Annotated in this window: 16 protein-coding genes and 1 pseudogene; 4 read left to right on the top strand and 13 right to left on the bottom strand. The window is 65.3% G+C overall.

Annotation, left to right across the window (positions count from 1 at the left end; all coding sequences use genetic code 11):
- The first annotated feature begins 88 nt into the window (after positions 1-88).
- Positions 89-406: a PadR family transcriptional regulator gene (locus HMPREF0307_RS11525; protein ID WP_066493136.1), complete on the top strand. Its 318-nt coding sequence runs from the start codon at positions 89-91 to the stop codon at positions 404-406.
- A gap of 2 nt (positions 407-408) precedes the next feature.
- Positions 409-1095 (top strand): DUF5808 domain-containing protein, encoded by a 687-nt coding sequence (locus tag HMPREF0307_RS11520; protein WP_066493135.1) that lies wholly within the window; start codon positions 409-411, stop codon positions 1093-1095.
- On the opposite strand, the gene HMPREF0307_RS11515 is transcribed toward HMPREF0307_RS11520, so the two are convergent.
- The 9 genes from HMPREF0307_RS11515 to HMPREF0307_RS11475 all read right to left on the bottom strand — a co-directional run bounded on the left by HMPREF0307_RS11515 (position 1061) and on the right by HMPREF0307_RS11475 (position 8167).
- Positions 1061-1735, bottom strand: coding sequence for a GNAT family N-acetyltransferase (locus tag HMPREF0307_RS11515; protein WP_168164057.1), 675 nt, complete (start codon positions 1733-1735; stop codon positions 1061-1063). The two genes, HMPREF0307_RS11520 and HMPREF0307_RS11515, sit on opposite strands and share 35 nt — an antisense overlap.
- A 77-nt stretch (positions 1736-1812) precedes the next feature.
- Positions 1813-2409, bottom strand: a complete 597-nt coding sequence (gene nusB, locus HMPREF0307_RS11510) for a transcription antitermination factor NusB (protein ID WP_066493129.1) — start codon at positions 2407-2409, stop codon at positions 1813-1815.
- A gap of 14 nt (positions 2410-2423) precedes the next feature.
- Positions 2424-2987: an elongation factor P gene (gene efp, locus HMPREF0307_RS11505; RefSeq protein ID WP_066493128.1), complete on the bottom strand. Its 564-nt coding sequence runs from the start codon at positions 2985-2987 to the stop codon at positions 2424-2426.
- A 115-nt stretch (positions 2988-3102) separates the two neighbouring features.
- The gene (locus HMPREF0307_RS11500; RefSeq protein WP_066493125.1) at positions 3103-4194 is read right to left on the bottom strand and encodes a M24 family metallopeptidase; all 1092 of its coding nucleotides are present in this window, start codon (positions 4192-4194) and stop codon (positions 3103-3105) included.
- Positions 4195-4339: 145 nt separating this feature from the next.
- Positions 4340-4774, bottom strand: a complete 435-nt coding sequence (gene aroQ / locus HMPREF0307_RS11495; protein ID WP_066493119.1) for a type II 3-dehydroquinate dehydratase — start codon at positions 4772-4774, stop codon at positions 4340-4342.
- A 10-nt stretch (positions 4775-4784) separates the two neighbouring features.
- Positions 4785-5861, bottom strand: coding sequence for a 3-dehydroquinate synthase (gene aroB, locus HMPREF0307_RS11490; protein WP_066493117.1), 1077 nt, complete (start codon positions 5859-5861; stop codon positions 4785-4787).
- Positions 5862-5870: 9 nt separating this feature from the next.
- On the bottom strand, positions 5871-6467 hold the full coding sequence (locus HMPREF0307_RS11485) for a shikimate kinase (protein WP_082723333.1): 597 nt from the start codon (positions 6465-6467) through the stop codon (positions 5871-5873).
- Entirely contained in the window at positions 6468-7679 is a 1212-nt protein-coding gene (gene aroC, locus HMPREF0307_RS11480; RefSeq protein ID WP_066493113.1) for a chorismate synthase, read from the bottom strand. It abuts the gene before it with no gap.
- Positions 7680-7741: 62 nt separating this feature from the next.
- Complete coding sequence (locus HMPREF0307_RS11475) at positions 7742-8167, bottom strand: prepilin peptidase (RefSeq protein WP_066493112.1); 426 nt, start codon at positions 8165-8167, stop codon at positions 7742-7744.
- Positions 8168-8227: 60 nt separating this feature from the next.
- On the opposite strand from HMPREF0307_RS11475, the pseudogene HMPREF0307_RS13400 reads away from it, so the two are divergent.
- A pseudogene (locus tag HMPREF0307_RS13400) lies at positions 8228-8599 on the top strand (arsenic resistance protein); the annotation flags it as partial.
- On the opposite strand, the gene HMPREF0307_RS11470 reads toward HMPREF0307_RS13400, so the two are convergent.
- A complete protein-coding gene (locus HMPREF0307_RS11470) occupies positions 8596-9420 on the bottom strand; it encodes a shikimate dehydrogenase (protein WP_066493111.1) in 825 nt (274 codons plus the stop codon). The pseudogene HMPREF0307_RS13400 and the gene HMPREF0307_RS11470 overlap by 4 nt on opposite strands.
- 184 nt (positions 9421-9604) lie before the next feature.
- On the opposite strand from HMPREF0307_RS11470, the gene HMPREF0307_RS11465 reads away from it, so the two are divergent.
- A complete protein-coding gene (locus tag HMPREF0307_RS11465) occupies positions 9605-10609 on the top strand; it encodes an HNH endonuclease signature motif containing protein (protein WP_066493106.1) in 1005 nt (334 codons plus the stop codon).
- A gap of 51 nt (positions 10610-10660) precedes the next feature.
- Here HMPREF0307_RS11465 and mltG read toward each other — a convergent pair whose 3' ends face one another.
- From mltG to alaS, 3 genes are all read right to left on the bottom strand, one after another.
- Positions 10661-11845 (bottom strand): endolytic transglycosylase MltG, encoded by a 1185-nt coding sequence (gene mltG / locus HMPREF0307_RS11460; protein WP_066493306.1) that lies wholly within the window; start codon positions 11843-11845, stop codon positions 10661-10663.
- Between the two features lie 100 nt (positions 11846-11945).
- On the bottom strand, positions 11946-12461 hold the full coding sequence (gene ruvX / locus HMPREF0307_RS11455) for a Holliday junction resolvase RuvX (protein ID WP_066493103.1): 516 nt from the start codon (positions 12459-12461) through the stop codon (positions 11946-11948).
- 4 nt (positions 12462-12465) lie between these two features.
- Positions 12466-15150, bottom strand: coding sequence for an alanine--tRNA ligase (gene alaS, locus HMPREF0307_RS11450; protein ID WP_066493100.1), 2685 nt, complete (start codon positions 15148-15150; stop codon positions 12466-12468).
- Positions 15151-15251: the final 101 nt, after the last annotated feature.

Raw genomic sequence — 15251 nt, 5'->3', positions numbered from 1 at the left:
TCCCCCACTGTAAGCGTGAGCCCTTCCCTTTTGCCTCGAATCACGCTACTATGCAATACATAGTAGTTGGCACAACAAAGGAGCTTGCATGGCAGATACACAGCTTCGCAAAGGCGTGTTGGAACTCATCGTTCTGCGTTCCCTTCACGTCAGCCCCGGCTACGGAGGCGCGCTTCTCGAGCGGCTCAACGCGCAAGGGCTCGAGGTCTCCTCCGGCACCCTCTACCCGCTCCTCGCGCGTCTAAAGAAAGCCGGATACCTCACCAGCCGCTGGGAGGAATCCCCCAGCGGGCCACCACGCAAGGTCTACGTCGTCACCGACGCGGGCCGCACTCAGCTCGCCGCTCTCACCGCCGAATGGCAGACCCTCACCACGATCGTCGACACCATCCTGAAAGGGCAGTAACCATGAAACTCTACGATCCCACCACCCACCGTTTCCTCGGTATCCCGGCCGACTTCTCGGGCCTTACCAACCCCGCCGCGCGACTCGGCGCCTTCGAACCGGAGAACCCGAAGCTCCTCGTCCCGCGCGCCGCAGGCATCGGCTGGGACTTCAACATCGGCGCCATTGCCAGCCGCCTAGGTCTCATCCGCCCCGACGACTCGCTCCCCGACCTCGAGGCCCACATCCCAGCCACCACGATCGCCGTCCTGCGCGGCGCACCGTGGACGCTCCTCGCCCTGAGCACCGCAGCGGCCCTCCCCGCCATCAAGGACGGTCGCCCGCTTCCCCGGAAGTGGTCAGCCACCTTCGCCCCCAAGAAATGGACGAGCCCCGCCCGCGCCATGCTGAGCTCCATCCTCCCCGCCGCAGCCGTCGCTGGCTTCGCCGAGTGGACCACGCGCCGCGACAACAAGCTGGATGTCACCGGCAGCCTTCTCGCGACCAGCCTGGGCGCCATGTCCCTGCTGCTCACTCTCGCCGCCCGCCAGGCTGCCGATGCCCCCGCTACCGCCCGCGCGCTCAGCGCCGCCGGCACGCTCGCCCTCCCCGTCGTCGAGGTCGCAGGCTTCGTCGCCGTCATCAAGTCGGCGCTCGCTCAGGTCGACCGCGAGCTCAAGCGCCCAGCATCGTCCGTAGCTGCGGCGTAAGGCCCGCGCATTCGACGCGCGCCGCCGGCGTGTAGTCGGCGGCACGCAGCCGTCCGCGTCGCACGGGCCTAGGCTTACCTTCCGGACCGCACGGCGTGGTCTCCCCGTCGTCCGGCAGCAGCTCGTAGCCCAGCTTGCGAGACACGCTTTCCGATGCCGCGTTCCCCACGACCCAGTCACTCGCAATGCTCGCCGCTCCCAGGTGGTCAAAGCAGAACTGCGCGACGGCATGGCGCACCAACGTTCCGAAGCCTTGGCCCTGGAACCGGTGGAAGACCCACGAGCCGGTGCTGACCTCGCGCGTATGCGCGAAGTCGCTGCTACGCATGTCGACGACGCCAATAGGCTCGCCGCCTGCGGTCACCAAGAAGTCGAGCGACCACTCTTCGGAGCTCAAGTTCGCACGGTTAAACCAGCGATGCTGCGCCGAAGACTGCGGCGAATTATGGAAAACCCACGGAAACGCGTGTTCGGGCACATCGTCGCCGTAGACGTCGTGGACGCCCACGCCTGCAATACGCGCGACGTCTTCGTCGCGCAGGACGCGCACAGCAATCTCGTGCCGGTCATCGCGCGCCGCAATGCGCAATCCAAACGGCGGCCACATGTCCACCAGTGCAGCTTCGGAATCAACAGTCATGCGCAACATCGTACTGCGCGCACCACTACTAAAAGCGAAAACCCACGCCAAGCGGCGTGGGTTCGGCTCACAGCCGGTTACTTCTCAGCATCGTCCTCGTCGAGCGGAGGGAACTCAGGATCCCCGAACTCGTCGAGCGGCTGCGCCTCCGCAACCTCGTGGTCTGCTGGGGCTTCGCCTTCTCCGAGACCCGACTCGTTCATTGGGTTCGACAGCGAGCGCGACTGGGCGATGTCGTCGAGGACGGCATGCACGTAGGGTGCCGCCTTGTCTGTCGAGTACTCGCTGGCGAGCTCGACGCCTTCCACGATGGCCGTCGCCGTGGGCACGTCTGGGTTGAACAGCAGCTCCCACGCCGCGACGCGCATGATGGCGCGGTCGACGGCCGGCAGGCGATGGAACTCCCAGTCCTCTGAGAGGAAGCGGGCGATATTCTCGTCGATAATGTCGAGTTCCTCGGCCGCGCCGCGGACGATCTCTGCCGTGTACTCCGCGATGGGAGCCACACCGGACTCCTTGTCGCGGGCAAGCTGAATGCGGTCCTCCACGATCGCGACGGGATCGATATCGCGAGTCTCGGCCTCGAAGAGGATGTCGGCCGCGCGGCGACGCGCGCGGTAACGTGCGGTGTGTCGCTTGTAGTTGATGTCGCGCGACTTCTCTTTATCACTCACAGCGAGGGGGTGCCTTAGTTATTGACGCGGGAGAGGTACTCGCCGGTGCGGGTATCGATCTTGAGGACGTTGCCGATCTCGATAAACAGCGGGACCTGGATCTCAGCACCGGTCTCGAGGGTGGCAGGCTTGGTGCCGCCCGAGGAGCGGTCGCCCTGCAGGCCCGGCTCGGTGTGCTCGACCTTGAGGTCGACGGAGATGGGCAGCTCGCCGAAGAGGATCTCGCCCTCGTGGAAGGAGACCTGGACCTGCATGTTCTCCAGCAGGAACTTGCCAGCGTCACCGAACTTGTCGAACGGAACCTCGAACTGCTCGAAGGTCTTGTCGTCCATGATGACGTAGTTGGAGCCGTCGTTGTACAGGTAGGTCATCGTGCGGCGGTCCACCGTGGCGGTCTCGACCTTGACGCCCGCGTTGAAGGTCTTATCCGTGACCTTACCGGTGACGACGTCCTTGAGCTTGGTGCGCACGAACGCAGGGCCCTTGCCCGGCTTGACGTGCTGGAACTCGATAATCTGCTGCAGCTTGTTGTCCATCTTGAGGACAAGGCCGTTCTTAAAGTCGGTGGTATCAGCCATGGAAGGTTTTTCTCCTGGGTCTTTTACGAATGAATGGGCGTGTGAAAACAGTGTCTAAGCCTACCACCGCGCACGGTCCCTGCTGGAATGGGACCCGCGCACGGGGACGCAGGCATTAAATCTCGCGCATATCCTTCGGGTACTGCGTAATGATCTGCGGCGCGCCCGAGGTGATGATGAGCGTGTCCTCGATGCGCACGCCGCCCTTACCCGGCACGTAGATGCCCGGCTCGATGGTAAGCGTCATGCCCTCGGCCAGCTCGCCCGTGCCGGTCTTCGCAGCGTACGGCCCCTCGTGGACGTCGAGACCCACGCCGTGGCCGGTGGAATGGACGAAATACTCGCCGTAGCCTGCGTCCTCGATGACGGTGCGGCTCGCGGCGTCGACGTCGACGAGCTTCGCGCCCGGCACCGCGGCGCGCACGCCGGCCAGCTGCGACTCGAGCACGACGTTGTAGATTTCCTTGGCGAAGTCGTTGGCCTCGCCCACGACGAAGGTACGCGTGCAGTCCGAGTTGAAGCCTCGGAGGTGCGCGCCGAAGTCGATGGTGACGAGGTCGCCGTTTTCAATAACGCGGTCGTCCGCGCCGTGGTGCGGCTTCGCGGAGTTCGGACCGGAGGCAACGATGGTGTCGAAGGACACGCGCTCCGAGCCGAGGGTGCGCATGCGGTACTCGAGATCCGCGGCGACCTGGCGCTCGGTGCGTCCCGCGGCGAGCTCGCCCGCGTCGATGAGCTGGGTGAGCGCCGTGTTGGCCAGCTCCGCGATCTCGGTGAGGCGGCGCAACTCGTGCTGGTCCTTGACCAGACGGATGTCTTCGATAACACCGGTGACGGGCACGAGCGTGATATCGGAGGGCGCGGCTGCGGTGAGCTTTTCCAGCTGGGAGACGGAGACGTAGTCCGCCTCGTAGCCCACGCGCATGGGGCCGGTGAGGGTCTTGAGCAGCTCCTCGCCTACCGCGCGGCCCAGAATGGCCTTGAGATCCGGGACCTCCTCGGCGATCTGCGTGGTGTAGCGGCCGTCCGTCGCCATCGTCGCCGTGAGATCCTTGCGCAGCAGCAGGCCGCCGTTGGATCCGGAAAAGCCGGACAGGTAGCGCACGTGCGTGAGGTGGGTGACCAGCATGGCGTCGATGCGCTGGCCGGCGAGCTGCGCGGCGAGCTTGCGGCGACGGTTACTAAAACGGGTATCAGCCAGGGCCATGGTGGTCTCCTCTGTCATACAACGGCCGGGACCCCAGCGCGTGACGCGCGGGGTCTCGTGCGGACGAAACGAACGCCCTCTATGGTAGCCCGGTCCACGGCCGGAAATGCTCGATTGGGGGGTAATTGACGCCGCGCCGCTGCGCCTACGCCGACTGCGCGAAGTATTCGAGCGCCGCGAGGTAGCCAAAGGTGCCGAGACCCGCGATAACGCCGCGCGCAATCGGTGACAAATACGAGAAGTGACGAAATTCCTCGCGGGCGTGGACGTTGGAGATGTGGACCTCGACGAAGCCCGCGCCGTCAGCAATCTCCGCCAGCGCGTCACGCAAGGCGACCGAGGTGTGGGTAAAGCCGCCGGGGTTGATGATGACGCCCGCCTTCGCGTCCGCCGCGGCGTGGACTCGGTCGATCAAGGCACCCTCGTGGTTGGACTGGAAAAACTCGACCTCCAGGCCCAGCTGGGCGGCGCGGTCGGCGACCATGGCCTCCACGTCCGCGAGCGTCGTCGAGCCGTAAATCTCCGGCTGGCGCTTGCCCAAGCGGTTGAGATTCGGTCCGTTGAGAACGACAATCTTCATGAATTCTCCTTTACTCCGAAATGGCCTCGTACGCCGCACGCATCTCATCCTCGGTGGCGTCTTCAATGCGCGTCGTCGCGCCGATATCCGTGAGCGCGACGAAGCGGATATGGCCGCCGCGGTTCTTCTTATCGTGCGTCATGCCGGCGTAAAGCTCCTCGAAGTGGCCGCCCTCATACGTCGTGGGCAAGCCTATCGCGGTCAAAATAGCGCGGTGCGTTGAGAGCAGCTCAGGCATAATAAGCCCGCGCGCCGCCGAGAGATTCGCGATAAACATCATGCCCACCGCGACGGCGTTGCCGTGGCGCCAGGTGTAGTGCTCGCGCAGCTCGACCGCGTGGCCGAAGGTGTGGCCGTAGTTGAGGGTTTCGCGCAGGCCCGACTCTTTGAGGTCCTGGCCCACGACGTGGGCCTTAACCGTAATCGAGCGCGTGACCAGCTCGGGCAGGAAACCGTCCACGTCGAGGCACGCAGCCGGATCTACGAGATAACGCTCGATGATGACGGGATCGTGGATGAAACCGGTCTTAATGATTTCCGCTGAGCCGGCGCGCAGCTCGTCTTCCGGCAGCGTGCGCAGGAGGTTGAGATCCACGAAAACGGAGTCCGGCTCATGGAACGCGCCCACGAGGTTCTTGCCTGCTGCGGTGTTGATGCCGGTCTTGCCGCCCACGGCGGCGTCGACCATGGCCAGCAGCGTCGTGGGAGCTTGAATGACCTTGATGCCGCGCATCCAGCCAGAGGCCACGAAGCCGGCGAGGTCCGTCGCCGCGCCGCCGCCCAGGCCGATGAGCGCGTCGGCGCGCGAAAAATTCGCCTCGCCCAGCTGGTCCCACAGCTCGCCGCACACGGCGAGCGTCTTACCCGCCTCCGCGTCCGGGATGGGCAGGAGCACCGGCGTCACATTGAGCGATTCCAACGCCGAAGCGATCTGGCGCGCCGCCGCCGCAAGCGCCGGCTGGTGGACGATGCCCACGTTACGCGCACCGATGGTGCGCACCCGCGCGACGATATCGTCAGACAAATCGTGGCCAATGCTCACCACATAGGGGCACGGGCCGTTGACGGCAACGGTGTCCTGGATCATGTCTTCTCCTTAGAGGCTTTCGAGGAAGCTCAAAATATCGCCCACCACTTGCTGCGGCGAGCGGCCGTCGGTACGCGCGCGGAAGTCCGCGACCTCGCGGTAGTACGCGGCGCGGTCCTCGAGCAGCTGGCGGTAATGCGCGACGGGATCTGCAGCGGCGAGCACCGGCCGGGTGTTCTCGTTGGCCGTGCGGCGCACGCCTTCCTCCGCGCTCACGTCGATGAGTACGACGGTCATCGCCTCGAGCAGATCGCGGTTGGCCTGCGAGATCACGGCGCCACCGCCCAGCGAAACCACGCCATCCGACAGCAGCGCGTTGGCCACGTGCTTTTCTTCCAGCTCACGGAAGGCCGGCTCGCCGAGAGCTGCGAAGACCTCGCCACAGGAGCGGCCCTCGGCGGCCTCGATGAGCGCGTCCGAATCCACGAACTCACAGTTGAGCGCACGAGACAGGCGGCGGCCGATGGTCGACTTTCCCGCCCCCGGCGGGCCCACAAGCACGACGCGCGGACGGTGACCGAAGTGGATGGCCTTCTCGACGGTCTCCGGCCCCGCGGCCGTGACCTCGTCCGCGACAGGCTGCGGGCTATTGAGTCGGTCGGTCATCTACTCCCCCTCCGGAAAGCTCAGGCGTTTAGCGACATACTCCTGGTACGCCGCGATATTGCGCTTCGTCTCGGCGAGCGAATCCCCACCGAACTTCTCCAGGACCGCACGCGCGAGCACGAGCGCCACCATGGCCTCGGCGACCACGCCGCCAGCAGGCACCGCACACACGTCGGAGCGTTGGTGAATACCGCTCGCTGCCTTGCCCGTGGCCATATCCACGGTCTTCAGCGCGCGCGGCACCGTCGAAATCGGCTTGAGCCCCGCGCGCACGCGCAGCGTCTGGCCATTGGTCATGCCACCTTCCAGGCCGCCCGCGCGGTTCGTGAGGCGCGTGACGCCGCCCTCCGCGCGCACCATCTCGTCGTGCGCCTCGGAGCCACGGCGGCGAGCTTCCTCAAAGCCGTCGCCAATCTCTACGCCCTTGACTGACTGGATGCCCATGAGCGCGGCCGCCAGCTGGGCATCCAGGCGATCCTCGCCCGAGATGTGCGAGCCCAGCCCGATGGGCAGGCCGTCCACGATGACCTCCACGATGCCGCCTAGCGTGTCTCCCTGCTTCTTCGCCGCCTCAATCTCGGCGACCATGGACGCCTCCGCGCTTACCGATGCCGCCCGCACCGGCGAAGCGTCGATACCCTCCAGGTCAGCGAAGGTAGGGGTGGCATCGGAAGGCTCAGACGCCCCGATGGAGATGACGTGGGAAAATACCTCGACGCCGAGGGTCTCGCGCAGGAAATTGCGCGCGACGGTAGCGGCCGCAACGCGGGCGGCGGTCTCGCGTGCAGAGGAACGCTCGAGGATGGGGCGCGCGCCATCGTGGTCATACTTCACCATGCCGGCGAAATCGGCGTGGCCTGGGCGCGGGCGGGTGAGCTTGGCGCCGCGGCCCGACTCCATGCCCTTGGCGACCTCCGGATCGTCCATGTCCAGCGGTGCCGGGGACATAATCGTGGTCCACTTGGGCCACTCGGTGTTGCCGATCTGGATGGCGATGGGGCTGCCAATCGTCTTTCCGTGGAGGATGCCGGCGAGCAGCGTGAGCTCATCCTGTTCAAACTTCATGCGCGCGCCGCGGCCATAACCCAGACGACGGCGGGACAGTTGCAAGGCAATCTCTTCTTCTGTGATGGGAACGCCAGCGGGCATGTGCTCAATCATCGCGATGAGCGCCTGGCCGTGGGATTCTCCGGCAGTAGTCCAACGAAGCATGCGGATTATTATCGCACGCCGCGCGGGCCCATGCTGGCACTAGGTCGCCAGTGCTTTTAAATTCATATGCCGTGCGGCCCCCACATACCCCACGCGAGGACGCTGCCCGCCGCAGCAAGCATGCCAGGGCCATGCGCGGGAGCGGGATCACCTGCGCCAGCCCAGTGCCACCGCGCTGCCTGCGCGACGAGCGTCGCAACGTTCGCGAGGAAGACCGCCGCAAGCACGCCCGGCCACCCCGTTACGTGTGCCACGGCGATGCCCAGCGATAGCGCAAGCTTGATATCCCCGCCGCCGATGCCGCCCCGGGCCACCCCCAGCGCCAAATACAGTCCCGCCCACGCGCAGCCGGCGAGGCTTATCCAGGGCAGCGCGCCAGCCGCGGCGGGCAGCGTGAGCCACGCGGGCAGCCGGCGCTCGCGCACGTCGAAGCGCCACAACGCAGCCGCCCAGGCTACGACGAGTATCCCCACGAGTCCACCCCACATGCCGCCCGATACTAGCGGTCCCGAGCGTGACGCGCAGGCTTAGCCGATCTGCAGCACGCTGCGCAGCTCGGGCTGCTCTACACCATCGTCGTGCTCTTCTGTCTCCAGGGGTGAGTACGTCATAGCGCAGCCCTGGGCCGTCGCGCGCGTCGCGCTGCCGCTGCTGTGCTACTTCGTCGTGATGTTCGGCGTCGCACTCGTCGAGGCCCGGGCCGCGGGCATGCCCTACGATCGCTCCGCGTCCGTCGCCTTTACGGCAGCGGGCAATAATTTTGAGCTTGCTATCGCCGTGGCCATCGGTACCTTCGGCGCCGAGTCCGGCCAAGCGCTCGCCGGTACGGTGGGCCCGCTCGTCGCGCTCGTCTACTTCATGCGTTGGGCGGGCCCACGCTCTTCCCCGCTGACGCGACGTTGCCACCGGCGCGCGTTTAGTCGCGCTTCTTCAGCGCTTCGAGGAGCGCGTCCACCATCGCTGCGCGCGGCGCCGAGAGCCCGGTGAACTGCTCGAATTGGCTGAAAGACTGGTGCGCCAGCATGATGTGCCCACCCACGGTGGGATAACCGTCCGCCGCAGTGTATGCCATGAGCGGTGTGGGTAGCGTGTCGTAAATGACGTCGAGCACCGGCGCATGGCTGAGCGCCTCGAGGTGGTCCGTGAGTGCAGCGGACGGCACTGTCGAGACGATGACGTCAGCCTGCTTGACGCGCGCCCGCAGATTGTCGGCGTAGCTCACCGGGGTGAGGTTGAGCTCGAGGGCATCGGCAAGCTTGGCAAACTCTGCCGTGCGGTCCCGGCGGTTGAGCACATCGATGTCGCGGTAGCCGCGTTGCGCCAAGCCCCACAGTGCCGGGCGGGCCGTGCCACCGGCCCCAATGACCAGTGCCCTGCGGCCCGTGCCAGGCGTGGCCCCCATGAGCTCAGCCAAGGCGCCGGCGATGCCCTCGGTGTCTGTGTTGTCCGCGCGCCAGCCGCCGCCCTCGAGGCGCACGAGCGTATTCGCCGAGCCCATAAGCCGCGCGCGATCGGTGACCTCCGTCGCGAAGTTGAGGGCAGCGAACTTGCCGGGCATCGTCACCGAGAACCCACGGAAGTCGGACTCGGACTCCCCCACGCGCTCCGGCAGCTCCTCGGCGGTGGTCTCGAAGCACTCATAGCTCCAGTCGTCGAGCCCCAAGGCCGCGTAACCCGCATTGTGCAGGACGGGCGAGAGCGAGTGCGCGATGGGTGAACCAAGAACGGCGGCGCGGGGCATGGAAAGGGCCTTTCACTAGGACGAACGTGAGCGGCAGACGGCGGAGGGTCCCGGCGAGAACCTACGGTTCCGTATCCACAGTCTGGATCTTTGCCCATTATATTGGGCAAGAAAATCGGGGTTATCCACAGGCGCACGCACGGGCCATTGCCGCGGTAGTGACGCTGGCCATAGCGTCGCAGGCATGACTATCTCCTATGTTGAAGCGACCACCATTGGCGTCGACTCTCTCCGCGACCTCGTCGGTCTCGAATCCAAAGACCTCCGCGCCCAGGGCGTGCCGAAGACCGATGCCTTCGACGGCGTGAAGCTCGCCCACATCTACTGGGGCCCGACGCACGCGACGCGCTTACAGCGCAAGGCTCGCGATGCTGCGCGCACCCGCAGGCATACCGTGAAAACGTTGAAGAAGATCGAAAACCACGTCAAAAAGGAAAAGAAAACTCCCGACCGGCTGCGCGTGAAACTTTGCGATACGCCCGCCGAGAAAATCGACGAGGTGGCCGCGAAATGGCTGCCCGCGCCGGAGAAGAAGCCAACGGCGCGCCACACGTACCGCAAGGACGGCTGGCACAAGCTCGTCCTCGACACGAACGAGCCGTGGCTCATCGACTTGTTCAATCTTCTACCCGGAGTCAACGAATCCGGGCCGCAGAATTTCGACAACCTATTAGAAGGATTCAAGGCGCTCACCGAGGGCAAAGCCAAAGACACCGTGCCCGGGCGCGCGGCGCATATCGTCATCACTCTCGATGATGTTGAAGAGATCCTCGATGGAACCGCGGGCGAGAAGAAGTTTCGCGCCACGGACGGGACGGTGCGCACGGGCAAACAGCTCGTCGAGGAGAAGCTGCTCGGCGCGGGGCTTGTCACGCTGGCCACGCGGTGGAACGAGCCGGTGGATTGCTACCGGGTCACGCCGCTGTTCAATCGGAAGCAGACCGCCATGGCGTGGGCGCTATGGCCGCAGTGCATCCACCCGGGTTGCAAGGCGCCTGCCATGAAGTGCCAGCGCGACCATCTCATCGCCTGGGCGAAAGGCGGGATGACGAACGCGTCGAATCTCGTGCCGCTGTGCGCCCACCATAACGGCAAGAAAGCAGATGGGAATTCCTATTTTCGAGACGAAGATGGCGTGCTGTGGTTCGTCACACCGTACGGCAAGCGCATCGAGTGCACGGTGGACTAACACGGCAAGCGCCCCGCCCGCGGAGTGCGGACGGGGCGGCATGCGGCGGCGTTACTGCTCGGCGTTGCCTGACGCGCCGGCGCCTTCGCCCTCGCGCTGCGAGTCGAGAATGCCGGAGTTGATGGCGCGGTCGACGTTGGCCAGGTGCTCATCGTAGTTGTTGCTGAACACCGTGGTGCCCTGCTCGTCGACGGTGACGAAGAACGTCCAGTCGCCCTCAGCCGGGTTCTCCATGGCCTGGATGGCGTCTTCGGATGGCGACGCGATCGGAGTATCCGGCAGACCGTCCTTGGCGTAGGTGTTCCACGGGGTCTCGCGGGCGCGGGCCTCGTCCGTCGTGGCGAGTTCGACGTCCGCGAGGTCATAGTTAACCGTGGAGTCGAACTCGAGGCGCATAGGCTCGGCGAGACGGTTGAGGATGACGCGGGCGACCTTGTCGAACTCGCCGGCTGGCGCCTCGCGCTCGACGAGGGAGGCTGCGGTGAGCAACTCGTAGGGGCTCAGGTTCATCGCCTGCGCGCGCTCCACGATATTGGTCTCGTTGTACTGCTTCGTCGAACGCGTGATGAGGTCGGTGAGGATCTCCTGGGCCGACATATTCGGGTCCAGCACGTACTGGCCAGGGGCGATGAGGCCCTCAAGGCGCTTCGGGTCGTTGCCGCGCGCACGGATAGCGTCAAGTGCCCACTCCGGGGCACCAAGCTCGGCCGGATCGACGTTGGCCGCGACGCGCTCCAGCTCTGCCTTGTCCACGCAGGAACCGTCAGAGCAGGAGACCTTGGAGATCTTCGAGTAAATGCCGTAGCGGATATCGCCACCGACGACGACCACGTCGCTGAGCGTGAGGCCGCCGGGCACGTCGAGCATGTCCACCTTGTTCTCGTCGTTGAGCAACGCGGAAACGGCGGACTTCGCGCTCATCTCCTCCTGTAGGCGGAAGAAGCCGGGCTGAATTTGCGAGGCCATCGGGTTGTTGCCGACGGCGGTCTGGAAGGACTCCTCCGAGGCGACGACGTTCTTCTCCACGAGCTGGGGTCCCAGCTGCGACATGGAGCTGCCCTCTTCGACTTGCACGAGCTGCGTCACGCCGTTGCCCTCGCCTTCGTAGTCTTTAGGCACGCCGAGATCGCGCAGGTTATGCCACGCGACATAGCCGATCGTTCCGACGATCAGCACGATGGACGCGACGAGCACGGCCAAGCCGTTTTGGCGTCGCTTGACGTACTTCGGTTCCATGCGCTTGCCGATGCGCTGTTCGTTGCGGCTCACTGAAGCTTCAATCTCCTCGTTTCCGGGGTGCCGCGGCCAGGCGTCGCGCCGAGCCACGAGCGGGGACTTAGTCCGCCAGGGCGTTAGCGCGGCCGTCTAGCCACGACTGCAAAATTTCTACCGCCGCCGCTTGGTCGATGACCGCGCGGCCCTTGCGCTCGCTCACGCCAGACGCACGCAGTGCATGAGTCGCAGCGACTGTGGTGAGACGCTCGTCCGCCATGCGTACGGGAGGTAGAACTTTATCCATAGTGGCACCTGCGGCCAGCCTACGGCGGATGCGAAACGCGATTTCTTTGGCATGTTTCACACTTTTTGACCCATTGGCGTGCAAATCACGGGGCAAACCGACCACGACTTCCACGACATCGTAGTCCTCGATGAGTTCGAGGATGCGGTCGATGTCGCCTTTGTCGCGGTCCTTGAACCCCGTCTCGCGCGGCACGGTCTCCACGGGCGTGGCGAGCTTCGCGTCACGGTCGGACACGGCGACACCAATGCGCACCGTGCCCACGTCGAGCGCAAGGCGGCGGCCCAGGCCCGGGTCGTCGACGCCGGGCTTATCGGGTTCGACTTTCGCCATTGGCTTAGAGCGACTCGACGTAGCTCTTGAGGGCGGCGAAGCCCTCTTCGATGCCGGCGGCGTTGGAGCCGGAGCCCTGCGCCATGTCCGGCTTGCCGCCGCCCTTGCCGCCGACGAACTCGCCAAAGCGCTTGACGAGGTCGCCGGACTTGACGCCGCGGGCGATGGCGGCATCGGAAGCAGCGGCGATGAACGGCACCTTGGGGCCGTCCTCGGCAGCGAGGAAGATGATGGCAGCCTCGTCGCGGACGCGGTTGCGAATCTCCGTCGCGACGGTGCGCAGGTCCTTGCCGGACGTGCCCTTGGGCAGGCGCGTGGTGAGCACGCGGAAGCCGTTGATGTCACCGGCACCGGCGAGGAACTCCGAAGCCTTCGCTGCGAGCTGGGCGGAACGCAGATGCTCGATTTCCTTCTCCGCGGCCTTAAGCTTCTCTGCCAGCTGGGCGACGCGCTCCGGCAGGTCCTCGGTCTGGACCTTGAGCTCGCGGGAGACGCCCTCGATAAGCGCGGTCTCCTTAGAGTAGTAACGGAAGGCGTCGAGACCCGAGTAGGCCTCGATACGGCGTGCGCCGGAGCCCACGGAGGACTCGCCGAGCACGGAGACCGGGCCGATCTGAGCCGTGGCGCCGACGTGCGTACCGCCGCAGAGCTCGAGGGAGAACGGGCCGCCCATCTCAACGACGCGGACCTTCGAGCCGTAGTTTTCGCCGAAGAGCGCCATGGCGCCCATGGCCTTGGCTTCCTCGAGCGAGGTCTTGATGGTGTTGACCTGGAAGTTCGCGTCGACAGCCTGGTTGGTAATCGTCGCGATTTCCTGCAGCTGCTCCGGAGTGAGCTGCTCGGTGTAGTTGAAGTCAAAGCGCAGGTAGCCCGGGCGGTTCATAGAACCGGCCTGGACGGCCGTGGGGCCGAGCACCTGGCGCAGGGCGGCGTGGATGAGGTGCGTGGCGGAGTGCGCCTGGACGGCGCCATGGCGCCACTCTTCGTTGACCTCCGCCGTGACGGACTGGCCGAGGTCCAGGCCGCCAGCCGTGACGGTCGCCTTGTGGACCCACAGCTTCTTGCCGATTTTCTGAACGTCGCCGACCTCAAGCAGGGTCTCGCCCGCAAAGAGGCGACCACGGTCAGCCATCTGGCCGCCGGCCTCGGCGTAGAGCGGCGTCTGGTCGAGGATGACCTCGACCTCGTCGCCCTCGGAGACCTCGGTGACCTTTTCGCCGCCGCGCAGCAGGCCGATGACCTTTGCGTCGGAGGTGAGCTCCTCGTAACCGGTGAATACGGTCGGGTTATTATCGACCCACTCGCGGTAGATGGACAGGTCCGCATGGCCGTGCTTCTTGGCCTGATTATCGGCCTTAGCGCGGCGACGCTGCTCGCCCATTGCCTCGTTGAAGCCGTCCATGTCGACCTCGAGGCCGGCCTCGTTAGCCATCTCAAGCGTGAGGTCGATCGGGAAGCCGTAGGTGTCGTGCAGCTCGAAGGCCTTGTCGCCAGAAAGGACCTTCGGCGTCTTGGCGCGTGAGGTGTTCTTGAGCTCCTCGACGGCCTCGTCGAAGAGCTTCGTGCCGGACTCGAGGGTCTTGAGGAAGGCCTTCTCCTCGGTGAGGGCGACGCGCAGGATGCGCTCGCGGTTGTCTGCAATTTCCGGGTAGGACGGCGTCATGGTGTCCATGATGGTGTTCATGAACTGCTCCAGCGTGGCGCCCTTGGCACCCAGCAGGCGAGCGGAACGCACGATGCGGCGCAGCAGGCGGCGCAAGATGTAGCCGCGGCCCTCGTTGGACGGGGTGACGCCGTCGAGGATGAGCATCATGCCGGTACGGGAGTGGTCAGCGATGACGCGGAAACGGATATTGTCTTCCTTCGGCGCGCCGTCGCCGTACGTGGAGCCGGTAAGTTTCTCCGCCTCGTCAATGACGGGGCGCAGGAGGTCCGTCTCGTAGACGTTGTCCACGTCTTGGAGGATGCAGGCCACGCGCTCGATGCCTAAGCCGGTATCGATGTTTTTCTTCGGCAGCGGGCCCACGATCTCGAAGTTGCCCTTGCCGATGCCCTCGCCGCGCTCATTCTGCATGAAGACCAGGTTCCAGATCTCCATGTAACGGTTATCGTCAGCAATGGGGCCGCCCTCAGCACCGTACTCCGGGCCACGGTCGTAGTAGATTTCCGAGCACGGGCCGCACGGGCCGGGAATACCCATGGACCAGTAGTTGTCTTCCATGCCTAAACGCTGGATGCGGTCTTCGGGCACGCCAATCTTGTCGCGCCAGATGTCGCGCGCCTCGTCGTCGTCGAGGTACACCGTCACCCACAGCCGCTCCGGGTCGAGGCCGAAGCCGCCGTCCTCGAGCGAGCCGGTGAGCAGCGCCCAGGCGTGCGTGATGGCGCCTTCCTTGAAGTACTGGCCGAACGAGAAGTTGCCGGCCATCTGGAAGAACGTGTTGTGGCGCGTCGTAATACCGACTTCCTCGATGTCGAGGGTGCGCACGCATTTCTGGATGGACGTCGCCGTGCCGTTGGGGAACGGCGGGTTCTGCTGCCCCAGGAAGTAGGGCTTAAACGGCACCATGCCGGCGTTGACGAACAGCAGGTTCGGGTCGTCGAGGATCAGCGAGGCGCTGGGCACGGCCTGGTGGCCGGCTTTGACGAAGTGCTGGGTAAAGCGTTCCCGAATCTCATGGGTTTTCACGTCGCAAACATCCTTATGTGCGGTAGCGTCAGCGGGGCGCAGCGCGCCCCTGGGTTTAACTCGCACAACTTTACCCGCTCCCCGCACATCGGGCGGAACCG

The sequence above is a fragment of the Corynebacterium sp. DNF00584 genome (assembly GCF_001552965.1).
Classification (GTDB): domain Bacteria; phylum Actinomycetota; class Actinomycetes; order Mycobacteriales; family Mycobacteriaceae; genus Corynebacterium; species Corynebacterium phoceense.
Note: the sequence above shows the minus strand (reverse complement) of the source record. Positions and strands in the feature narration are given on the sequence as shown.